Raw genomic sequence first — 21,361 nt, 5'->3', positions numbered from 1 at the left:
CCCGCGCCGGTCACCGGACGACCATCTGGCCGCCGGGGGCGTCCGGCCCGGTGGACGGTCCGGGAGCCGAGCCGGCGGCGGCCACCGCGACCGCAGCGAGCGCCGCGACGGCGGCGACGGTGACCAGCGCGGTCGCATAGCCGCCGGTCGCCGTGCGCAGCACCCCGGCGGTCACCGGCCCGGCCGTCTTGGCCGCGGTCAGCGCCACGCCGAGCAGCGCAGCGAGGGTGGCGTAGTCCCGGGTGCCGTAGGCGTCGGCGAGCATCCGTGGGCGGGCGATCGTGCCGACACCGAAGCCGAGCCCGAACAGCACGACGGAGCCGGCCGCCCCGGCGGTGCTCGCACCGGCGACGAGGAGCAGCAGGACCGCCACGGACTGGAGGCCGAAGGCGACGGCGGTCACCGTCGCGACCGGCCAGCGGCGGCTGGCGCCGGTGACCAGGAGCCGGCCGGTGACCGAGAGCGCGCCGAGCGCGCCGGTGGCGGTCGCGGCGAAGGCGGCCGAGTGTCCCCGCTCGGTCAGGTACGGCACCAGGTGCACCGCCACGACGACGACGGCGAAGGTGTTCGCCGCGAAGGCGAGCGTCAGCCGGCGGAAGCGGACGTCGGCCAGCGCGGCGCGGGCGGTGGCCGCCAGGGTGCGCCGGGGTGCGGGCTCCGGCCCGGCGCGGACGGGGGCCGGCGGAGGGCCGGGTGCGCCGTCGGGGAGCAGCCCGAGGTCGGCGGGGTCACGGCGCAGCACCAGCGCGTGCGGGACCACCGTGGCCACCGCCAGCACCCCGGCGAGCACGACCAGCGCGTCCCGCCAGCCCAGCGCGGCGATCAACGCCGTGCTGGCGGGCAGCGAGACGGTGGAGGCGAACCCGGCGACGAGGGTGATGGCGAGCAGGGCGCGGCCCCGGTCGACGGTGAACCAGCGGACCACGACGGCGAACGCGGGCTCGTAGAGCACCGCGGCCGACACCACGCCGATGCCGGCGAAGACCAGGTACAGGCCGGTCAGGGTGTGCACCCGGGACCAGGCCAGCACGAGCAGGACCGCGGCCGCGGAGCCCACCGTCATCAACCCACGGGCGCCGTGCCGGTCCAGCCACCGCGCGATGGGCACGGCGGCGACGCCGGTGAGCAGCACGGCGAGGGAGAAGGCGCCGGAGGTCTCCGCCGCGGAGAAGCCGAGCTCGGCGCGCATGGGCAGCTGGAACACCGCGAACGCGTAGTAGAGGACCGCCCACGACAGGGTCTCGGTCACGGCCAGGGTGGCGACGATCCGCCAGCCGTGGAACCGCCACCCGGCTCCCCGGCGGGGGGCCGCGACGACGTCGCCCACCGCCGCTGCTCAGCCGCAGCAGGCGGCGGTGTCCGCGCTCCGGCCACCCCCGACGCCGGTCGCGAACCCCAGCCGCGGCCCACCGCCGGCCCACGCCGCGTGGGCGGCGTCCACCGGCTCGGCGAGCCGGGACGGCCCCCGCTGGACCGAGCACACACCGGTCTCGGGCAGCACCAGCTGCACCTCGGCGGCGGCCGCCTCGTCGCCGGACAGGTGGGCGGCGATGGACCGGACCTGCTCGTTGCCGGTGGTGATCAGGAACGTCGGCGCCCGGCCGTAGCTCTTCGTCCCGACGACGTAGAGCCCCGGCTCGCCCTCGTGGGCGAGCTCGCGGTGACCGTGTGGCGGGACGGTCCCGCAGCTGTGGAAGGCGGGATCGACCAGCGGGGCCAGCCGCACGGGCGCCTCCAGCCCGGGGTCGAGGTCGAGGCGGACCTCGCTCAGCAGGCCGAGGTCCGGGCGGAAGCCGGTGGCCGCCGCGACGGCGTGCACGTCCTCGATCCGCCGCTCGCCCTCGGCGGTGGTGCCGACCACGGTCACCGACCGCCCGTCGGCGGCCGGCTCCAGCCGGGTGGTGGAGAACCCGGTGACCTGGGTGACGGCGCCGGAGGCGACCAGGGACCGCAGGTCGGACCCGAGCCGGCCACGGGCGGCCAGCTGGTCGGCCTCGCCACCGCCGTAGAGCCGGCGGGCGTCGGTGCCCCGGATCGCCCAGACGATCTCGGTGCCCGGCTCCTCGGCCGCCAGCCGCGCCAGGGCCAGCAGGGTGTTCGCCGCGGAGTGCCCCGCGCCGACGACCAGCGTGCGCCGACCGGCGAACCGGGCCCGGTCGGCGCCCAGCACGTCGGGCAGCGGTCCGACGAGCAGTCCCGCCGCGGCGGCCTCGGCCTCGCCCACCGCGAGCAGCCCGGAGCCGCCCAGCGGGTTGGGCCGGCCCCACGTGCCCGAGGCGTCGACGACCGCGCGGGCGCGGACGTCCCTGGTCCGTCCCGAGGCGTCTCGCACGCGGACGAGGAACGGGCGGGTGTCGCGGCCCACGCTGCGGGCCTTGTCGAGCCCGTCCCGCGAGACGGCCAGGACGCGCGTGCCGGTGTGCACCACGTCGGGGCCGAGGACGGCGGCGAGCGGCTCGAGATAGGCGGTCACGAGCTCCGATCCGGTCGGTGGGGTGTCGCCGGTGGGGCGGGACCAGCCGGTGGGGGCCAGCAACTCCTCGGCGACGGCGTCGACGACGAACGGCCAGGGCGTGAACGTGCGCACGTGCCCCCACGCGCGCACCGCGGCGCCGACGGCGTCGCCGGCCTCGAACACCAGCGGCCGCAGACCCCGCTTCCCGAGGTGGGCGGCCGCGGCCAGGCCGACCGGGCCGGCACCGATGACGACGACCGGCAGGTCCGTGCCGGCGGGCCCGCCGGTGGGGCCGGTCGTGAGGGGGCTGGTGCGCGTGCGACTGGTCATGGTGCGGCTCCTCCACGGGCCGGCAGAGCGTCCTGCCGGCGGTTCGGTCGGCGCTGATGTATCGATCACCGTCGATGTGAGAGGGTCCGCGTATCATCGACGTCTGTCAATACGTCGGGGGCATCCCGCGGGACCGAGGAGAGGCCGATGACCGCGATCGAGGTGCAGGCGCTCGGCCGGCCCGAGGCGGTCGCGTGCTGCGCGCCGCTCGCCGCCGAGGTCCTGACCGAGGACGGCGCGCAGACCCTGGCCCGGCAGTTCGCCGCACTGGCCGACCCGGTCCGGTTGCGCCTGGTGTCGCTGCTGGCCACCGCCGGGGAGGCCGTGTGCGCCTGCGACCTGGTCGACCCGGTCGGTCGCAGCCAGCCCACCGTCTCGCACCACCTCGGCAGGCTGGTCTCCGCCGGCGTCCTGGTCAGCGAGAAGCGCGGCCGCAACGTCTGGTACGCGGTGAACCCGGCCGCGCTGGAGTCCCTGCGCGCGGTGCTGGCGCCGCGCTGAGGCACCCGCGAGTTCACCGGTTGTTCCCTTGACCCGCCGATCCGGAGCCCGTCTCATCAGCCTGTGCTGACATCACCGGTGGCTGACGAGTTGCTGCGCGCACTGGGCGACCCCATGCGGGCGCGGATCGTCCACCTGCTCGCCGGCGAACAGCTGTGCGTCTGCCACCTGGTCGAGGAGACCGGCGCGACCGGCTCGAACGTCAGCAACCACCTGCGGGTGCTGCGGGACCTGGGCGTCGTGACGGCCGAGCCGGCCGGGCGGTTCACCTACTACCGGTTGCGTCCGGAGGTGCTGGAGGCCGTGTCGGCGCACTACGCGCAGCTGGCCTCCCGCGCCCGGCTGGCGGTGGCGGTGAAGCGGCCGTGCGACTGAGCCTGCTGACCCGCCAGGCGGTCGCGGAGTTCCTCGGCTCGGCCGGACTGGTCACCGTCGTCATCGGGTCGGGCATCGCCGCCTCCCGGCTCTCCCCGGACGACACCGGCCTGCAGCTGCTGGAGAACGCGCTGGTCACCGGCGCCGGGCTGGTCGCGCTCATCCTGGCCTTCGGTCCGGTGTCCGGCGGCCACTTCAACCCGGTGGTCACCCTGGCCGACCGGGCCTTCGGCGGCGTCACCACCCGGCAGGTCGCCGTGTACCTGCCGGCACAGCTGGCCGGCGGAGCGCTCGGCGCGGTCGCCGCGAACCTGATGTTCGACCTGCCCGCGGTCACCATCGCCACGACCGAGCGCTCGGGTGGCGGTCTGTGGCTGTCCGAGGCGCTGGCCACCTCCGGTCTCGTCGTGCTGGTCTTCGGCCTGGTGCGCGCCGGCCGGGCCCACATGGCCCCGTTCGCCGTCGGCGCGTACATCACCGCGGCCTACTTCTGGTCGTCCTCGACGTCGTTCGCCAACCCGATGATCGACGTCGCCCGCATGCTGTCGGACACCTTCGCCGGCATCGCCCCCTCCTCGGTGCCCGCGTTCGTGCTCGCACAGCTCGTCGGCGGGGCCGCCGGTGTGGCCGTGGTGGCGCTGCTCCACCCGACGGTCGCCGACGTCGCCGCCGACGCCGTCGTCCCGCACGAGGACCCCATCGCACCACCGTCCGGCGCGGGCCACCGCCCGGTGGACACCAGCGCCGGCCGCCGGCCCTCACACCGACCCGCCGACCCCTCATCCGCTCCGGAGGTCCCGTGACCGACAAGCCGTCCATCCTGTTCGCCTGCATCCACAACAGCGGCCGTTCCGTGGCCTCGGCCACGCTGGCCCGGCACTACGCCGGTGACGCCGTCGAGGTCCGCAGCGCGGGCTCCGAGCCGGCCTCGGCCGTGAACCCGGTGGTCGCCGCGGTACTCGACGAGGCGGGTCTGCCGGTGAGGGACCACACGCCGACCACGCTCAGCTACGACCTCGTCGAGGGCGCCGACGTGGTGGTCACCCTCGGCTGTGGGGAGTCCTGCCCCGTCGTCCCCGGTACCCGGATCGAGGACTGGCCGGTCGACGACCCGAAGGGCCAGGACCTCGAGACCGTGCGGGGCATCGTCGCCGACCTCGACACCCGCGTCCGCGAGCTGCTCGCGGAGGTCGCGCCGCACCACCGGCTCCCTCCGTCGGTCCTCGGTCGCTGACGGCCGGGCCCGGCTCGGTGGGCGCCGTCCCCCGCGCGCGCCACGCCCTCGGCTCCGGCCGGGGAACCCGTCCTCCGGCGGTAGACTGACGCCAACCGGCCCGTCCCGCGCGGACGGGCCGCGTCGCGTCCCGCGCGGCGCGGCCGGGGCCGGTGAGCCCGAGGTGCCGTCGCCCTCCCCGGTGGTCGACACCGCCGGGGAGGGCGACGGCACGAGCGCCCCCCGACGGTCGACCAGATGCGGAGCGGTTCCGATGACCTCGCCAGGAGACCTCCTGGACGTCCGGTACCGGCTCGGGTCGGTCATCGCCGCAGGCGGCATGGGGGTCGTGTGGCGGGCCCAGGACACGCTGCTGCAGCGGTCGGTCGCCGTGAAGACGCTGCGTCCCGAGTACAGCGGCGACCCCGCGTTCCTGAACCGGTTCCGCTCCGAGGCGCAGCACGCCGCGCTGCTCAACGACCCGCACATCGCCGCGGTCCACGACTACGGCGAGGCCGACACCAGCCGCGGACCGCTGCCCTACTTGGTCATGGAGCTCGTCCGCGGCACCGCGCTGTCGGACCTGCTCGCGCAGGAGGGACGGCTCGGGGTCGACCGGACACTGCGGATCGTCCGCCAGACGGCGACGGCGCTGGCCGCCGCCCACGAGGCCGGCGTCGTGCACCGCGACGTCAAGCCGGGCAACGTGCTCGTGACCGCCGACGGCGGCGTGAAGATCACCGACTTCGGCATCGCCTGGTCGGCGGCGAGCGAGCGGCTGACGCAGACCGGCCAGGTGCTCGGGACCGCGCACTACCTGTCCCCGGAGCAGGCCGACGGCGTGCCCGCCACCCCGGCCAGCGACGTCTACGCCCTCGGGGTCGTGGCCTACCAGTGCCTGGCCGGGCGGCTGCCGTTCGAGGGCGAGTCACCGGTGCAGATCGCGCTGCTGAAGATCCGCGACCAGGCCCCGCCCCTGCCGCCCGACGTGCCCGCCGGCGTCCGTGACCTGGTGGCGCGGATGATGGCCAGGGACCCCGCGGCCCGTCTCGCCGACGGTGCCGCCGTGCGCGACGCCGTCGACGCACTGGCCCCGGCCGCACCCCGCGCCGACGTGGACCGCCACGCCACGGCGGTGCTCCCCCTGACCGGGGCATCGACGGCGACCGGCCCGGCCGCGCCTCCCCTGCTCCCGGCGGACCGCACCGGGGACACCACCGTCGCGGAGGGAACGGAGGACCCTGCGCGCCGGCGCAGGACGTGGGCCGCCCTCGCCGGCGCGGCCGTCGCGGCGCTCGTCGTCGTGCTCGGCGTCTCGGGCCTGCTGGGCGGAGGGGACGGGGACGCAGCCTCCACGCCCGACCGCGCCACGGCCGCGCCCACGACCACGAGCGCCCCGGCCCCGCCGAGCACGGTCCGGCTCGACCCGGCCGCGCTGGTCGGCCGCCCGGTCGCCGACGTGGAGGCCGAGCTGGTCACCCTCGGCCTGCAGGTGCAGCGGCGCCCGCTGACCACGAGCGACGTCGCGGACGGGCAGGTCATCGCCGTCGACCCGGTCGGCGAGCTGCTGCCCGGCCAGTCGGTGACCCTCACCCACGCCGTCGCCCCTCCTCCGGCCCCCGCCCCTGCCCCGGTGCCGGCACCGGCGGAGCAGGAGGACGAGGGCGGCGGCAACGGCGACGAGGGCGACCAGGGCAACGGGAACGGCAACGGGGACGACAAGGACAAGGACAAGGACAGGGACAAGGACCGGGAGGGCGACGACTGAGCCCGCCCGGGCATGTCCGCGGCCGGTCCGGTGTTGACCCGGAGTCGCCCCGCGAGAGACGCGGCGGCCGCGCACCCCTGCACGACCGACCCGAGGACCTCCCCTGCCCGACACCGCTCCCCCGACGTCCACCGTCCGCCGCCGGAGGCGGCGCCCCGCCGACGAGCTCCCCGCCGTCGCTCCCGCGGCCGACCGGGAGGCCGACCGCCGTGCCGACCGGGAGGCCGACCGCGAGGCGGCCCGCGCCGAGCGGCGCGCCCAGCAGCTGTGGGTGGAGGGCGCCGCGCCGGAGCTGCCCGTCCGCGCGACGCCGCCCCAGCGGGTCGTCTTCCACCTCGGCCCGACCAACTCCGGCAAGACCTACGAGTCGCTGCAGGCGCTGGCCGCCACCGGCTCCGGGGTCTACGCCGCGCCGCTGCGCCAGCTCGCCCACGAGGCCTACGCCAAGCTCGCGGCGGTGCTGCCCGAGGGCACCGTCGGCCTGTCCACCGGTGAGGAGGAGATCGACCCCTCCGCGCCGGTCGTCTGCTGCACGGTGGAGAAGGCCCCGATGCGCGGGGAGCTCCTCGTCCTCGACGAGTCGCACTGGGTCGCCGACCCCGACCGCGGCCACCACTGGGCGCGGCTGCTGCTGACCGGCGAGTACCGCGAGATGCACCTGATCGCGGCGGCCGAGGCCCACCCGCTGCTGGCACCGCTGGTCGCCGACGCCGGGTCCGTCGACGTCGTCCACCACCAGCGGCTGTCCCGGCTCGACGTGCTGCGCGCGCCGGTCCGCACCACCGGCGTCCGCCCGCAGACCCTCGTCGTCGCCTTCTCCCGCAAGACCGTCTACGCCGTCGCCGCGGAACTGGACCGGCACCGGCCGGGGAAGGTGGGCGTCCTCTACGGCGCGCTGCCCCCGGCCACCCGGCGCGAGGTCATCGAGCGGTTCACCACCGGGGAGCTCGACGTCCTGGTCACCACCGACGTCATCGGGCACGGCATCAACGTCCCGGCCAGCACCGTGCTGTTCGCCGAGACGACGAAGTTCGACGGCATCGAGCTGCGGCCGCTGCGCAGCTGGGAGGCCGCGCAGATCGCCGGGCGGGCCGGCCGCTACGGCCTGACCGGGCACGGGACCGTGGGCGTGCTGACCGGCGTGCCGAAGCTGCGGCCGTCGGCGGCGCTGGTGGCCGTCGGCGCCGAGGTCGCCCGGGGTGACCGGCCCAGCGACCTGCCCGGGCGCCGGCCGCGGCTGCGCCCCGAGCTCGAGGACCTCGGTGCCTTCGAGGCCGTCGACCTGCCCGAGGCCCTCGTCCGCTGGCAGGCCTGGGCCCGCGCGGCCACCCGCGACCAGGCCATGACCCCCGACGACGTCAGCTCCCTCGTGCTGCGGGTGCAGGCGCTGCTGCCGATGCTGCGCGGCCCGCTCGGCGCGGCCGGCGACCTGCGCACCGTCTGGCGGCTGGTGAGCCTCCCGATCGACTACGACCCGCCGCGGCGCACCCGCTGGCTGGTGCTGGCCCGGGCGGCGCTGCGGCACGCCGTCGGGCTGCCGGTCCGGCCGGAGCTCGTGCTGCCCGACGTCCCGGTCGGCGGCGGTGTCGAGGACTTCGAGCAGGCCGCCGCGGCCGCGCGCGACGCCCAGACGCTGCTGCGGCAGTTCCCCGGCGTGGCCGGGCTGAGCAGCGACGACGCCGCCTGGGTCGAGGAGGAGTGCGCCGAGGCGATCAGCGAGCTGCTGCCCGACGCCATCGCGGTGAGCCGGTCGAGCGCGTGCGTCGAGTGCGGCACCGCGATCGCCCCCTGGTTCTCCACCTGCCGCCCGTGCAGCGCACCGCGCGGACGGGCCCGGGACGGGCACCCCCGCGCCGGCGGCCGGGACACCGGGCGCGGCGGGCGTCGGGTCCCGCGGTCGGGCTCCCGGCAGGGCCGGCGGCCCACCCGCAGCGGCCGCGGCTGACCGGCCCGGGGCCGCGCTGCGGTCAGGCCTCCGGCGGCTCGCCCGTGGAGAGCAGGCGGTCGTACACGAGGGCCGCGAGGACGCCGCCGACGACGGGGGCCACGAGGTACACCCACAGCGACGACAGCTGTCCCGCCAGGACGCCGGGTCCGAAGGCGCGCGCCGGGTTGACCGCGCCGCCGGTGAGCGGCCCGGCGACGAAGATGCCGGCGGCCAGGGCGAGGCCCACGGCCACCGGCGCGATGGCGTTCTCGGCGCGGGCGTCGGTGGCGACCGACACCACGACGAGCACCAGCACGAAGGTCACCAGGACCTCGGCGAGGAACGCCTGGCCGGTGGAGACGAACTCCTGTGGCGTGGTGGCGCCCAGGCGCGCCTCGTCCCGCGCCGCCTGGCCGTACAGCGCCCAGGTCAGCGCTGCGCCGGCGAGCCCGCCGGCGAGCTGGGCGGCGACGTAGGCGCCGGCGGCCGACCAGGGGAAGCGCCGGGTCACGGCCAGCCCCAGCGTGACCGCGGGGTTGAGGTGGCAGCCCGAGACGTGCCCGAGGGCCGCGGCGAGCGCGGTGAGCGTCAGACCGAAGGCGAGCACCACCGCGAGGAGGTCGTAGACGCCGTTGCCGGTGGCGGGCCCGGCCACCACCACGCTGGTCCCGACGAACACCAGGATCGCCGTCCCGACGAACTCGGTGAGCGCCGGGCGCCCCACCCGCGGGCCGATCCTGCTGCCGTAGAGACCGGTGGTGACGGCACCCCGGTCGGTCCTGCTCGACGCCATCACGCGCTCCCCGCTCGCAGCGGCGCCGTGTACGCCGCCTCCCCGGCGCCCGTTAGCCGGACGGCCGCACGACGAAACGAGCCGGTGCGGTGCCGCTGGTCAGCGGGCGGGGTCGCCGGCGTCGACCGGCGCGCCGGGCCGCTCCCGCTGCACCGGCGTCCCGGTGACGCCGTGCAGGTGGCAGGCCGCCAGGTGGCCGGGCGCGGCGCCGGCCGGCTGCAGCGCCGGGTCGACGTCGGGACAGGGCCCGAACACGTCGGGGCAGCGGGTGCGGAACCGGCAGCCGCTGGGCACCCGCGCCGGCGAGGGGACGTCGCCGCGCAGCACGATCCGCCGCCGGGAGCGCTCGAGCTCCGGGTGCGGCACCGGCACCGCCGACAGCAGCGCCCGCGTGTAGGGCATCTGCGGCTCCGCGGCGACGGCGGCGGCGGGCCCGACCTCGACCACCCGGCCCAGGTACATGACCGCGATCCGGTCGGACACGTGCCGCACCGCCGCCAGGTCGTGGGAGATGAACAGCAGCGTCAGCCCCAGCCGCCGCTGCAGCCGGCGCAGCAGGTTGAGCACCTGCGCCTGCACGCTGACGTCGAGGGACGCGATCGCCTCGTCGCAGACCAGGAAGTCCGGCTCCCCGGCCAGCGCCCGGGCGATGCCGACCCGCTGCCGCTGCCCGCCGGAGAACTCGTGCGGGTAGCGGGCGGCGACGGCGGGGTCGAGGCCGACGAGCTCGAGCAGCTCGCGGACCCGGGCCGCGCGCGCCGCCCGCCCCGGGTGCAGGCCGTGGACCTCCAGCGGCTCGCCGACCGTCTGCGCCACGGTGCGCCGCGGGTCCAGCGAGGCGAACGGGTCCTGGAACACCATCCCGGCGCGCCGGCGCAGGTCGCGCAGCTGCCGGCGCGACATCGCGGTGACGTCGGCGCCGTCGAAGGTCACCGTGCCGCCGGTCGGCTGCACCAGCCGCAGCAGCGCGTTGCCGAGCGTGGACTTGCCGCACCCGGACTCGCCCACCAGCCCCAGCGTCTCGCCGCGGTACACGTCGAGGTCGACGCCGTCCACCGCGCGGACCGCGCCGGCGGCGCGGCGCAGCGGCCCGCCCGAGCGCAGTGGGAAGTGGACCTCCAGCCCGCGGGCGGAGACCAGCACCTCGCGCTCGCCCGTCGACGTCACGACGCCTCCCCCTCCGCGCACCACGTCGCCGCCCGGTGCGGCAGGCCACGCGGGCCTCTGTCGCGATGAAGGCTCGTCACCGGGGTGAGGGGCGGCTGCTCGGTCTCGCAGCGGGCGTCGCCGCGCACCGGGCAGCGCGGCCAGAACACGCACCCGGCGGGCAGGTCGGTGGGCGGGGGCGGGGTGCCGGCGATGGTGGCCAGGTCGCCGTCGCCGGCCGCGGCCAGGTCGGGCAGCGCGCCGAGCAGGCCGCGGGTGTAGGGGTGCACCGGCCGCTCGAGGACGTCGTCGGCCGTGCCGTCCTCCACGCAGCGCCCGCCGTAGACGACCAGCACCCGGTCGGCGATCCCGGCGACGACGCCGAGGTCGTGGGTGATCCAGACGACGCCGGTGCCGTGCTCGGCCTGCAGCCGCTCGACCAGCTCGAGGATCTGCGCCTGCACGGTGACGTCGAGCGCGGTGGTGGCCTCGTCGGCGACCAGCAGCGCCGGCGCGTTGGCCAGCGCGATCGCGATCACCACCCGCTGCCGCATGCCGCCGGAGAGCTCGTGCGGGAAGCGGTCCACCGCCCGGCCGGGGTCGGGCAGCCCCACCTCGGCGAGCAGCTCCACCGCCCGGGCGCGCGCCGCGGCCCGGGACACCGGCCCGTGGGCGCGCAGGCCCTCGGTGAGCTGCCGGCCCACGGTGAGCACCGGGTTGAGCGAGGTCATCGGGTCCTGGAACACCATGCCGACGCCGGGGCCGCGCACCTGCCGCAGCCGCTCGGGCGGCATGGTCAGCAGGTCCTCGCCCCGCAGCAGCGCCCGGCCGGTCACCGTGGCCGTCCCCGCCGGCAGCAGGCCGACCAGCGCGAGCACCGAGACGCTCTTGCCGCTGCCGGACTCCCCGACGACGGCGACGGTCTCCCCCGGGCCGACCGTGTAGGAGAGCCCGTTGACCACGTGCGCCGTCCCGCGCGGGGTGCGCAGGTCCACGCGCAGGTCCTCCACCGCCAGGACCGGCTCGACGGCGGTGTCCGCGGCCGCGCTCACCGGCCGCCCCCGGCCATGAGCGTGCGCTGGCGCGGGTCGAGGACGTCGCGCAGCCCGTCGCCGAGCAGGTTGAAGCACAGCACGGTGACGACGATGGCCAGGCCGGGGAACACCGTGTACCACCAGGCCTGGTCGATGAAGTCGCGGCCGTCGGCGAGCATCAGCCCCCACGACGGTTCCGGCCGGCGCGGGCCCAGGCCGAGGAAGGACAGCGCGGCCTCGGCGAGGACGGCGAAGGCCAGGCTGACCGAGGTCTGCACGATGATCGGCGGCGCGGCGTTGGGCAGCACGTGCCGGGTGACCAGCCGCCAGTCCGACGCGCCCACCGACCGCGAGGCCCGCACGTAGACCTCCTCGCGCACGCCGAGCACGCTGGCGCGGGTGACCCTGGCGAAGATCGGCACGTAGACGATGCCGATGGCCAGGATGGCGTTGGCCGGCCCCGCGCCGCGGATCGCCACGATCGCGATGGCCAGCAGCACGGCGGGGAAGGCGAACAGCACGTCCATGATCCGCATGAGCGTGTCGTCGACCCACCGGCCGTGGTAGCCGGCCAGCAGCCCGATGACCGTGCCGACGACGAGGGCGAACGCCACGGACAGGAAGCCGACCCGCAGCGACGTCCCGGCGCCGAGGACCACCCGGCTGAACACGTCGCGGCCGAACTCGTCGGTGCCGAACGGGTGCTCCCAGCTCGGCGGCTGCAGCTGCCGCGAGGGGTCCTGGTCGTTGGGCCCGTCGGGCGCCAGGGTCTCGTCGAAGACCGCGACGAGCACGATGACCACCAGCACGACGGCGGAGACGGCGGCGGTCGGGTTGCGCGCGAGCAGGCCGAGGGTCTCCCGCCACCGCGGGCGCGGCGGGGTGCTCGTCGGCAGCGGCCCGGACGGCGGGGGCTGCGCCGGGGTGGCACCCGGCGTGGGCAGTGCGGTCATCGGCGGGTGATCCTCGGGTCGATGCGGCCGTAGAGCAGGTCGACCAGCAGGTTGACGACCAGGAAGACGAGGGCGAACAGCAGCACCGCGCCCTGCAGCACCGGGAAGTCGCGGTCGCGCACCGCCTGGTAGGCCAGCTGGCCCAGGCCCGGCCAGGAGAAGACGATCTCCACGACGACCACCCCCGACAGCAGGTAGGCCAGCTGGACGCCGGTGACGGTCACCAGCGGCAGCAGGGCGTTGCGCAGCACGTGCCAGGTGAGCACCTGCCGGGCGGGCACGCCCTTGGCCCGCGCGGTGCGCACGTGGTCGGAGCCCAGCGCCTCGAGCACGCTGGACCGGACGAACCGGGTGATGACCGACCCGGAGACGACGCCGGTGGCCACCGCGGGCAGCACCAGGCGCTGCAGCCAGCCCAGCGGGTCCTCGGTGAGCGGGACGTAGCCGCCCGAGGGGAACCAGCCCAGCGTCCCGGCGAAGACCAGGATCAGCATGATCGACAGCCAGAAGTCGGGCACCGAGATGCCGATCTGGCTGACGACGGTGGCCAGCCGGTCGACCAGCGACCGCGGGTGCAGCGCGGAGAGCACGCCCAGCGGCACGGCGATGACCAGCGCCACCAGCAGCGCGGCGAAGGCCAGGGTCAGCGTCGCCGGCAGCCGCTCGGCGATCAGTGAGGTGACCGTCTCCCCGCTGCGGAAGCTCACCCCGAGGTCACCGGTCACCGCCCGCCCGGCCCAGGTGAGGTACTGCTCGACGAGGGGCAGGTCCAGGCCGCTGCGCTCCCGCAGGGCGTCGTAGGTCTCCTGGGAGTACCGGGTGCCCAGCGCCAGGCGGATCGGGTCGCCCCGGACGAGGTGGATCAGCGAGAAGACCAGGACGCTGACGCCGGCCAGGACCACCACGGCCTGGCCGGCGCGCCGGAGCAGGAACCCGGTCAGGGCAGCTGCACCGTCTCGAAGTTGATCGCCGCGTCGGGCCGAACCTGGTACCCGGTCAGCCCGGCCGACCAGGCCTGCACCTCGTCGGGGTTGTACAGGTACAGGTAGCTGACGTCGTCGACGACGATCCGCGCGGCCTCGTCGTAGAGGCCCTTGCGGGTGGCCTGGTCCGGCTCGGTGGCCGCCCGGGTCAGCAGGGCGTCGACCTGCGGGTTGTTGTAGCCCTGGTAGTTGCTGCCGCCGGTGGACAGGTGCTGGTTCTCGTAGAAGTCCGCCGGGTCGATGTTGCCGATCCAGCTGAGCAGGAAGGCGTCGAAGTCGCCCTGGTCCTGCCGGTCGAGCCAGGTGGCGAGGTCCTCCTCCTGGATCTCCACCTCGACGCCGATCGGCTGCAGCTGGCTGGCGATGACCTGGGCGGCGGCCACCGTCTCGGGGATCTCGTCGGTGACCATCAGCCCCATCGTCAGCGGCGTCTGCACGCCGGCCTGCGCGAGCAGCTGCCGGGCGGCCTCCTGGTCGGGGGTGAACGGCGCGTAGTCCAGGAACCACGGGCTGCCCTCGGGGATCGCCGTCTGGTTGGCCTGCGCGGCGCCGAAGCGGGCGGCCTGGGTGACCTCCTCGCGGTCGATCGCGGTGGCGATCGCCCGGCGCACGTCCCGGTTGTCGAACGGCGGGACGGCGTAGTTCATCGACAGGTAGTAGTACTCGACGCTGGTGACCGAGCCGAGCTCGACGTCCTCCTCGCCCTGCAGAGACTCGATGTTCTGCGGCGGGACGTTGTCGGTCCACTGCACCTCGCCGTTGCGCAGCGCGGTGAGGGCCGCGCTGGGCTCGGCGACGTAGCGGAACTCGACCCCGTCGACGGTGGGCGCACCGGCCCAGTGCTCCTCGAAGGCGGTGAGCACGGTGGCGTTGGCGTCGGAGCTCTCCAGCCGGAACGGCCCGGTGCCGTTGGCCTCGGTCTGCAGGTCGAGGTCGTCGGCGGCGTTCTCCGGGACGATCGCCATGCCCTTGAACGAGCCGATGAGCTCCAGCAGGTTGGGCGTGGGCCGGCTGAGCGTGAGGACCACGGTGCGCGGGTCGGGCGCGGCGACGTCGGTGACGGTGGCGAACCGGTAGGCGTTGGCCAGTTCCTCGTCGATGATCCGCCGGTAGCTGTAGACGACGTCGGCGGAGTCGAACTCGCTGCCGTCGTGGAAGGTGACGCCCTCGCGGAGGGTGAACGTCCAGGCCAGGCCGTCGGGGCTGGTGGTCCACGACTCGGCCAGGCTCGGCTGCATGGTGAGGTCCTCGGCGCTCGGGACGACGAGGGTGTCGTAGACGTTCTCCAGCACCTGGAAGCTCGCGTAGGCGTTGGTGGCGTGCGGGTCGAACTGGTCGGGCTGGGCGCTGACCGCGGCGACCAGCACGTTCTCGTCGGCTCCGCCGCCACCGCCGGTGTCGACGCTCTCCCCGCCTCCGCAGGAGGTGAGGACCAGGGCCGCCGCGGCGGCGAGGGGCAGGAGGGGTGTCGTGCGCACGCTGACCTCCGGGGTTCGGCGGTGTCGTCCGCCCCCGACCCTGGCCCTGTCGCCGTGTCCGCGCCGAACGAGAACCCGATCGTTACGTTCCCTCGACCTCCCGGGCGGGGAGATCCCCGTCCGTGCGCACGCTGCTGGCCGGCGACCGGCTGCTCGACGCCGGCGGGCCGGTCGAGGGCGGCTGGGTGCTCCTCGACGGCGACACCGTCGCGGCCACCGGCACCGGACCCCGTCCGCACGCCGACGAGACCGTCGACCTCGCCGGCGCGGAACTGGTGCCGGGCTTCGTCGACCTGCACGTCCACGGCGGCGGCGGTCACTCCTTCGACGACGGCCCCGGTGCGGTCCGCCGGGCGCTGGCCGTGCACCGGGCCGCGGGCACCACCCGGTCGGTGGTCAGCCTGGTCGCCGCGCCGGTCGAGGAGCTGGCCGGGTCGCTGGCGGGCATCGCCGACCTCGCGCAGGAGGAGCCGACGGTCCTGGGCGCGCACCTCGAGGGCCCGTTCCTCGCGGCCACCCGCTGCGGCGCCCACGACCCGCGCCACCTGCGGGCCCCCACCCCCGGCGACGTCGCCCGGCTGCTGGCCGCCGCCCGGGGCACGCTGCGGCAGGTCACCATCGCGCCCGAGCTGCCCGGCGCGCTCGAGGCCGTGCGCGCGTTCACCGCCGCGGGTGTCGTCGTCGCGGTGGGGCACACCGAGGCCGACGCCGCGCTCACCGCGGCGGCCTTCGACGCCGGTGCCCGGCTGCTCACGCACGCGCTCAACGCGATGCCCGGCCTGCACCACCGCCACCCGGGCCCGGTCGGCGCGGCGCTCGCCGACCCCCGGGTCACGCTCGAGCTGGTGTTCGACGGTGTGCACGTGCACCCCGTCGTCGCCGCGCTGCTGGTGGCCGGCGCGCCGGGGCGGGTCGCGCTGGTCACCGACGCGACGGCCGCGGCGGGCAGCGGCGACGGCGAGCACCGCATCGGCGGGCGGGCGGTCACCGTGCGCGGCGACCGGGCGGTCCTCACCGGCACCGACACGCTCGCCGGGTCCACTCTCACCCAGGACGCCGCGCTGCGGGCCGCGCTCGCCGCCGGCGTCGACCCGGTGGCCGCGGTCACCGCGCTGACCGCCACCCCGGCGCGGGCGCTGGGCCTCGGGCACCGGCTCGGCCGGCTCGCGCCCGGGTACGCGGCGGACGTCGTCGCCCTGGCGGCGGACCGGTCCGTCACGGCGGTGTGGGCGGCCGGGCGGCGGATCCGCTGACCGCCGGGACGGCGTCGGGGCACGGCGGCCCGGTCAGTCCACCGGGGGCAGGCCGCCGTTGACGGTCACCGCGTCGACGGCGCCGTGGCCGACCTCCCACCGGTCGAGCAGCTGCTGGTAGACGCCGTCGTCGACGAGCCGCTGCAGCGCCTGCGTCACCACGTCGCGCAGCTCCGGGCGGTCGGGGGCGACGGCGATGCCGTAGAGCCCAGGCTCGTACTGGGTGTCGGAGACCAGCTGGAAGCTGTTCTGGGTCCGCGGGTCGGTGGTCACGAAGACCGCCGGCGGGTAGTCGGCGACGACGGCGTCGGCGCGGCCGGTGCGCAGCTCGAGCAGCGCGTCGTCGTTGGTGGGCAGCTCGTGGACGTCGATCCGCCCCACGCACGCCGCCTGCGCCCGCTCGAGCAGCCCGACCTGCACCGTCCCGGCCTCGACGGCGACGCTGCGCCCGCACAGCCCGGCCAGGTCGTGGATGCCGTGCGGGTTGCCCCGCGCCACGACGATCGAGGAGCCGGCGCGGAAGTAGTTGACGAAGTCGGCCTGCTGCTCGCGCTCGGCGGTGTCGGTGACCGCGCTCATCACCAGGTCGAACCGGTCGGCGGCGAGGTCGTCGAGCAGGGTGTCGAAGGAAGAGGCCTCGAACTGCACCTCCACCCCGAGCAGGTCGCCGAGCGCGGCGCCGAGGTCGGGCTCGAAGCCGACGATGGTGCGCCCGTCGGGGCCGAAGGACGAGGCCGGCGGGTAGGACGGGTCGTTGGCCACGGTCAGGACGCCGCTGTCGCGGACGTCCTCGGGCAGCGCGGCGTGCAGCCGCTCGTCCACGGTCACGGCCGGCGCCGCGTCGGACGCGGGTGCGGCCGGGTCCCCGGAGGTCCCGCAGCCCGCGGTGACCAGGGCGACGGCGAGGACGGCGGTGCCGATGAGGGCACGGTGGGTGCGGGTCACGCGAGGACCTCCACAGAGGGCGCGGACACCCCTGCGGCCGCGCAGGTGAGTTCCGGCCACGGGCGCGGCCGGGAGAACAACCAGCCCTGGGCGCGGTCGCAGCCGACCGCCCGCAGCCAGGCCGCGACCTCGGGCGTCTCCACGCCCTCGGCGCAGACCGACAGCCCCAGGCCGTGCGCGAGCTCGACCAGCGACCGCACGACGGCGGCGTCCTCGGCCGAGACGTCCACGCCGGTGACGAAGGCCCGGTCGACCTTGACCTCGGTCAGCGCCAGGGAGCGCAGGTGCGACAGGCTGGCGAAACCGACACCGAAGTCGTCCAGGGCGGCGCCGAAGCCGTGCGCGGCCAGCTCGGCCAGGCAGGCCGAGGCGGTGGCGAGGTCGGCGGGCAGCGCGGTCTCGGTGACCTCGAGGTGCAACCGGGCCGGCGGCACACCGGCCTCGGCGGCGAGCCGGGCCACGGTGGCGGCGAAGCCGGGCGTCTCCAGGTTGCGCACCGAGACGTTGACCGACACCGTCCAGTCCTCGCCGGCGGCGCTCCAGGCGGCGCAGTCGGCCAGCGCCTGCCGCAGCACCCACTCGGTGAGCGCGCCCATGACGCCGGACTGTTCGAGCGCCGGCAGGAAGCCGCCGGGCCCGATCAGCCCGCGCTCGGGGTGCTGCCAGCGCAGCAGCGCCTCGACGCCGGCGGTGCGGCCGGAGGCCAGGTCCACCTGCGGCTGGTAGTGCAGCCGCAGGTCGCCGTCCTCCAGGGCCCGGCGCACGTCGTGCTGCAGGACCGGCGAGTACGGCGAGGGGGCGGTGGCGCGGGGGTCGAAGACGACGACGCCGGTGGCGCCGCGCTTGCCCTGGTACATGGCGGCGTCGGCGCAGGTCAGCAGCGTCTCGACGTCGGTGGCGTCGGCCGGGTGCATGGCGATGCCGCAGCTGGCCTCGACGGCGAGCGGGACGCCCTCGACGACGGTCTCGACCGACAGCGCGTCGCTCACCCGCTGGACCAGCTCGCGGGCGTCGGCGGCGCGGTCCATCCCGGGCAGCAGCAGGCCGAACTCGTCGCCGCCGAGACGGGCCACGGTGTCCTCCGCGCGCACGGTGGCGGTCAGCCGGCGGCCCACCTCGACCAGCAGCTGGTCGCCGGCGTGGTGGCCGAGGGTGTCGTTGACCTCCTTGAACCGGTCGAGGTCGACGAGGACGACGGCGCCCGGCGTGCCGCGCCCGAGCTCGGCGGCCACCCGGCGGGCGAACAGCTCCCGGTTGGCCAGCCCGGTCAGGGGGTCGTGCAGGGCGTCGTGCGCGGCCTGCGCGGCCTGGCGGCGCAGCCGGCGGGTGGTCGACCAGGAGATCCCGGCGAGCACGAGGTAGAGCGCGCCCAGGCCGGCGCCCAGGCGCCAGTAGGTGCGGGTGGTCGCCGCCTCGACCTCGGCGGCGACGGTGTCGTAGGGCAGCAGCAGCTCGAGGACCCCGACCGAGCGGCCCGAGGTGTCGGCCACGATGGGCTGCAGGACGCGGATCATCCGCCCGACGGCCAGTCCGTCGTCGTCGAGGAGGGCGACGTCGGTGCCCCCCGTCGCGGCCGTGGCGAACGCGGGGTCGGCGGCCTGGACGACGTCCTCACCGGCGGGGTAGTCGGGCAGCGCGGCCTCGGGGCCGGTGGCGCCGTCGTCGGCGAAGACCACCGCGCCGGAGAAGTCGCGCAGCCGCAGCCGCAGGATCGAGCCGCGGAAGACGGCCAGGTCGGTGGCCGCCCGCAGCCGCTCGAGCTCGGCACCGGTCACCCCGGTGGCGAGGTCCTGGCCGCGCAGCGCCGGCGCGATCGCCATCTCCTCGACCACGGCCGCCTGAGCGTGGCCGTACTCCAGCGCGCGGTCGACGGCGTCCTGCCGGATGCCCGCCGCGAGACCACCGCCCAGCAGTACGACCGGCACCAGGCTGGCCGCGGCGTACACGGCGAACAGCCGGGTGCCGGCCACCCCGGGGGACGAGGACCGACGCATGCCGCTCGTATCGGACGTGATCGTCCGCGGGTTGAGGGGTGACCTCCGCCACAGGACCGGTCCTCCCCCGTCCGGGTGGTACACCTGCCCCGGACGCCGTCCCCCCGGCGGGAGGATGGGCAGCCGTGAGCACCCTCGCGGCGGCGGTCGAGACCCTGCGCGTCCCGGTCGCGATCGACCTCGCGGCGATCGTCGTCGGCGCGCTCACCGGCGGGCTGCTCGCCGCGCGGGAGGGCTTCGCCGTCTCCGGGGTGCTGCTGCTGGCGGTCAGCGGCGGCCTCGGCGGCGGGCTCATCCGTGACGTGCTGCTGGCCGCCGGCCCGCCGGTGGCGCTGACCAACCGGACCTACCTGCCGGCCGTGGCGATCACCGCGATGGTCACCTTCTGGTTCTCCGGCTGGCTGTCTCGGCTGACCGCGCTGCTCGTGGTGCTCGACGCGCTCACCCTCGGCCTGTTCACCGTGATCGGCGCGCAGAAGGCCCAGCTCGCCGGCCTGCCCAGCGCCTCGGTGGTGTTCATCGGCACCCTCACCGCCGTCGGCGGGGCCGTGATCCGCGACGTCCTGCTCGGCCAGCGCGCCGACATCGTGCAGCCGGGCCCCTACAACGCCGTCGCCGCGCTCATCGGCGCCACGGCGCTGACCGTGCTCGCCGGGCCGCTGGGCCTCGACCCGATCCCCGTCGCGCTGGTCGTCATCGCCCTGGTCTCGGGGCTGCGGGTGCTGTCGGTGTGGCGCGGGTGGGAGGCCCCGGTCGCCGTCGACCTGCCCGGACGCGCACGCAACCGGCTCTCGCGGGCCGACCGTCCGCCGCGGCGGCGGCGCGGGACCCGGGGCTGACGGGCGGGCCCGGACCCTCCCGGGGCAGGATCGGGCGGTGACCGGACCCCAGCGTGAGCACGACGTCGTCCTCTTCGGTGCCACCGGCTTCGTCGGCCGGCTGGTCGCCCGCTACCTGGCCGAGGCCGCCCCGCCCGACCTGCGGGTGGCGCTGGCCGGCCGCTCGCGGGAGAAGCTGGCCGCGGCCGCCGCCGACCTGCCCGCTGCCGGCCGCTCGTGGCCGCTGCTGGAGGCCGACACCGGGGACCCCGCCTCGCTGACCCGGCTCGCGGAGGGCACCCGGGTGCTGGTGACCACCGTCGGTCCCTACCGGCGCTACGGGCTGCCGGTGGTCGAGGCGTGCGCCCGCGCCGGGACGCACTACGCCGACCTCACCGGCGAGGTGCTGTTCGTCCGCGAGGCCATCGACCGCTGCGACGCCGTCGCCCGCGAGACCGGCGCCCGCCTGGTGCACGCGGCCGGTTACGACTCCATCCCCTCGGACCTGTCGGTGCTGCTCCTGGCCGAGCGGGCGCGGGCGGACGGCGCGGGCGGGCTCACCGACGTCCGCCTGGTGGCCAGCCTCCGGGGCGGGGCCAGCGGCGGCACGGTCGCCACGATGCGCGGGATGATCGAGGACGCGGCCCGCGACCGGGCCGTCCGCCGCCTGCTCGCCGACCCGTTCGCCCTCTCCCCCGACCGGGCCGCCGAGCCCGACACCCGCCAGCCCTCGGATGCCGCACTGCCCGCCCTCGCCGCCGACGGCCGCTGGACCGCGCCGTTCGTCATGGCGTCCTTCAACACCCGGATCGTGCGGCGCAGCAACGCGCTGCAGGAGTGGGCCTACGGGCGGGGCCTGCGCTACGGGGAGTCGATGAGCGCCGGCCGCGGCATCACCGGCGCGTTCACCGCCGCGGGCGTCACCACCGGCCTGGCCGCCGCCGTGGGCGCACTGACCTTCCCGCCCACGCGGGCGCTGGTCGACCGCGTGCTGCCCGAGCCGGGCACCGGCCCGTCGGAGTCCGAGCGGGAGAAGGGCTGGTTCCGCATGGTCGTCGACGCCGACACCGAGAGCGGGCGGCGCTACCGCGCCACCGCGGCCGGGAAGGGGGATCCCGGGTACGCGGCGACGTCGGTGATGTTCGGGCAGGTGGCCCTCGGCCTCGCCCTCGACGGCGACCGGCTGCCCGACCGCGCCGGGTCGCTCACGCCCGCGACGGCGCTCGGCGACGTGCTGGTCGAGCGGCTGCGCGCGGCCGGGCACACCTACGAGGTCGCCGCCCTCTGACGGACGGGCGGCAGGGGGGGGGGGGGGGGGGGGGGGGGGGGGGGGGGGGGGGGGGGCGGTGGGCGGGCGGGGGGGGGGGGGGGGCGGCGGGGGGGGGGGGGGGGCGG

General features: G+C 76.5%; 19 protein-coding genes. 9 read left to right on the top strand and 10 right to left on the bottom strand.

Features of this window, described 5'->3' with window-relative positions:
- Window positions 1-10 precede the first annotated feature (10 nt).
- On the bottom strand, window positions 11-1,327 hold the full coding sequence (locus ACI79O_RS16465) for an MFS transporter (protein WP_456914669.1): 1,317 nt from the start codon (window positions 1,325-1,327) through the stop codon (window positions 11-13).
- A 9-nt stretch (window positions 1,328-1,336) separates the two neighbouring features.
- Window positions 1,337-2,785, bottom strand: coding sequence for an FAD-dependent oxidoreductase (locus tag ACI79O_RS16460; RefSeq protein ID WP_456914668.1), 1,449 nt, complete (start codon window positions 2,783-2,785; stop codon window positions 1,337-1,339).
- 147 nt (window positions 2,786-2,932) lie between these two features.
- Here ACI79O_RS16460 and ACI79O_RS16455 point away from each other — a divergent pair, with 147 nt between their 5' ends.
- The 6 genes from ACI79O_RS16455 to ACI79O_RS16430 all read left to right on the top strand — a co-directional run bounded on the left by ACI79O_RS16455 (window position 2,933) and on the right by ACI79O_RS16430 (window position 8,587).
- Window positions 2,933-3,286: a metalloregulator ArsR/SmtB family transcription factor gene (locus ACI79O_RS16455; protein ID WP_456890981.1), complete on the top strand. Its 354-nt coding sequence runs from the start codon at window positions 2,933-2,935 to the stop codon at window positions 3,284-3,286.
- Window positions 3,287-3,364: 78 nt separating this feature from the next.
- Complete coding sequence (locus ACI79O_RS16450; RefSeq protein ID WP_456890979.1) at window positions 3,365-3,661, top strand: ArsR/SmtB family transcription factor; 297 nt, start codon at window positions 3,365-3,367, stop codon at window positions 3,659-3,661.
- On the top strand, window positions 3,652-4,464 hold the full coding sequence (locus ACI79O_RS16445; RefSeq protein ID WP_456914667.1) for an aquaporin: 813 nt from the start codon (window positions 3,652-3,654) through the stop codon (window positions 4,462-4,464). The genes ACI79O_RS16450 and ACI79O_RS16445 overlap by 10 nt, the downstream gene beginning before the upstream one ends.
- A complete protein-coding gene (locus ACI79O_RS16440) occupies window positions 4,461-4,895 on the top strand; it encodes an arsenate-mycothiol transferase ArsC (RefSeq protein ID WP_456890975.1) in 435 nt (144 codons plus the stop codon). Before ACI79O_RS16445 ends, ACI79O_RS16440 begins: the two co-directional genes overlap by 4 nt.
- 253 nt (window positions 4,896-5,148) lie before the next feature.
- Complete coding sequence (locus ACI79O_RS16435) at window positions 5,149-6,642, top strand: protein kinase domain-containing protein (protein WP_456914666.1); 1,494 nt, start codon at window positions 5,149-5,151, stop codon at window positions 6,640-6,642.
- Between the two features lie 271 nt (window positions 6,643-6,913).
- Window positions 6,914-8,587: a helicase-related protein gene (locus ACI79O_RS16430; protein ID WP_456914665.1), complete on the top strand. Its 1,674-nt coding sequence runs from the start codon at window positions 6,914-6,916 to the stop codon at window positions 8,585-8,587.
- Window positions 8,588-8,609: 22 nt separating this feature from the next.
- On the opposite strand, the gene ACI79O_RS16425 is transcribed toward ACI79O_RS16430, so the two are convergent.
- From ACI79O_RS16425 to ACI79O_RS16400, 6 genes are all read right to left on the bottom strand, one after another.
- Window positions 8,610-9,362 carry an MIP/aquaporin family protein gene (locus tag ACI79O_RS16425; protein WP_456914664.1) on the bottom strand — a complete coding sequence of 251 codons (753 nt, stop codon included), beginning with the start codon at window positions 9,360-9,362 and terminating at the stop codon, window positions 8,610-8,612.
- Between the two features lie 99 nt (window positions 9,363-9,461).
- A complete protein-coding gene (locus ACI79O_RS16420) occupies window positions 9,462-10,529 on the bottom strand; it encodes an ABC transporter ATP-binding protein (protein WP_456890967.1) in 1,068 nt (355 codons plus the stop codon).
- Window positions 10,526-11,560, bottom strand: coding sequence for an ABC transporter ATP-binding protein (locus tag ACI79O_RS16415; RefSeq protein ID WP_456890965.1), 1,035 nt, complete (start codon window positions 11,558-11,560; stop codon window positions 10,526-10,528). The genes ACI79O_RS16420 and ACI79O_RS16415 overlap by 4 nt, the downstream gene beginning before the upstream one ends.
- The gene (locus ACI79O_RS16410; protein WP_456890963.1) at window positions 11,557-12,495 is read right to left on the bottom strand and encodes an ABC transporter permease; all 939 of its coding nucleotides are present in this window, start codon (window positions 12,493-12,495) and stop codon (window positions 11,557-11,559) included. Before ACI79O_RS16410 ends, ACI79O_RS16415 begins: the two co-directional genes overlap by 4 nt.
- Window positions 12,492-13,424, bottom strand: coding sequence for an ABC transporter permease (locus tag ACI79O_RS16405; protein ID WP_456876252.1), 933 nt, complete (start codon window positions 13,422-13,424; stop codon window positions 12,492-12,494). Before ACI79O_RS16405 ends, ACI79O_RS16410 begins: the two co-directional genes overlap by 4 nt.
- A gap of 8 nt (window positions 13,425-13,432) precedes the next feature.
- Entirely contained in the window at window positions 13,433-14,956 is a 1,524-nt protein-coding gene (locus ACI79O_RS16400) for an ABC transporter substrate-binding protein (protein ID WP_456890961.1), read from the bottom strand.
- A gap of 122 nt (window positions 14,957-15,078) precedes the next feature.
- Between ACI79O_RS16400 and nagA the strand changes: the two genes are divergently transcribed.
- Window positions 15,079-16,209, top strand: coding sequence for an N-acetylglucosamine-6-phosphate deacetylase (gene nagA, locus ACI79O_RS16395; RefSeq protein ID WP_456890959.1), 1,131 nt, complete (start codon window positions 15,079-15,081; stop codon window positions 16,207-16,209).
- 33 nt (window positions 16,210-16,242) lie between these two features.
- Here the strand turns inward: nagA and ACI79O_RS16390 are convergent, their stop codons facing one another.
- Both ACI79O_RS16390 and ACI79O_RS16385 read right to left on the bottom strand, forming a co-directional pair.
- Window positions 16,243-17,154 carry an ABC transporter substrate-binding protein gene (locus ACI79O_RS16390; RefSeq protein WP_456890957.1) on the bottom strand — a complete coding sequence of 304 codons (912 nt, stop codon included), beginning with the start codon at window positions 17,152-17,154 and terminating at the stop codon, window positions 16,243-16,245.
- Complete coding sequence (locus ACI79O_RS16385; RefSeq protein ID WP_456914663.1) at window positions 17,151-19,148, bottom strand: putative bifunctional diguanylate cyclase/phosphodiesterase; 1,998 nt, start codon at window positions 19,146-19,148, stop codon at window positions 17,151-17,153. The genes ACI79O_RS16390 and ACI79O_RS16385 overlap by 4 nt, the downstream gene beginning before the upstream one ends.
- A 125-nt stretch (window positions 19,149-19,273) precedes the next feature.
- Between ACI79O_RS16385 and ACI79O_RS16380 the strand changes: the two genes are divergently transcribed.
- Window positions 19,274-19,987, top strand: a complete 714-nt coding sequence (locus tag ACI79O_RS16380; RefSeq protein ID WP_456890953.1) for a trimeric intracellular cation channel family protein — start codon at window positions 19,274-19,276, stop codon at window positions 19,985-19,987.
- 37 nt (window positions 19,988-20,024) lie between these two features.
- Window positions 20,025-21,254 (top strand): saccharopine dehydrogenase family protein, encoded by a 1,230-nt coding sequence (locus ACI79O_RS16375; RefSeq protein WP_456914662.1) that lies wholly within the window; start codon window positions 20,025-20,027, stop codon window positions 21,252-21,254.
- Window positions 21,255-21,361 lie beyond the last annotated feature (107 nt).

This window comes from Geodermatophilus sp. SYSU D00696 (assembly GCF_054050235.1).
The sequence above is the reverse complement of the archived record's forward strand: the minus strand, read 5'-3'. Positions and strand labels throughout refer to the sequence as shown.

Bases quoted from the DNA above. Each gene is read 5' to 3' on its own strand.
- ACI79O_RS16460 (WP_456914668.1), bottom strand. From the start codon at position 2,785: ATGACCAGTCGCACGCGCACCAGCCCCCTCACGACCGGCCCCACCGGC.
- ACI79O_RS16455 (WP_456890981.1), top strand. From the start codon at position 2,933: ATGACCGCGATCGAGGTGCAGGCGCTCGGCCGGCCCGAGGCGGTCGCG.
- ACI79O_RS16435 (WP_456914666.1), top strand. From the start codon at position 5,149: ATGACCTCGCCAGGAGACCTCCTGGACGTCCGGTACCGGCTCGGGTCG.
- ACI79O_RS16425 (WP_456914664.1), bottom strand. From the start codon at position 9,362: ATGGCGTCGAGCAGGACCGACCGGGGTGCCGTCACCACCGGTCTCTAC.
- ACI79O_RS16410 (WP_456890963.1), bottom strand. From the start codon at position 12,495: ATGACCGCACTGCCCACGCCGGGTGCCACCCCGGCGCAGCCCCCGCCG.
- ACI79O_RS16385 (WP_456914663.1), bottom strand. From the start codon at position 19,148: ATGCGTCGGTCCTCGTCCCCCGGGGTGGCCGGCACCCGGCTGTTCGCC.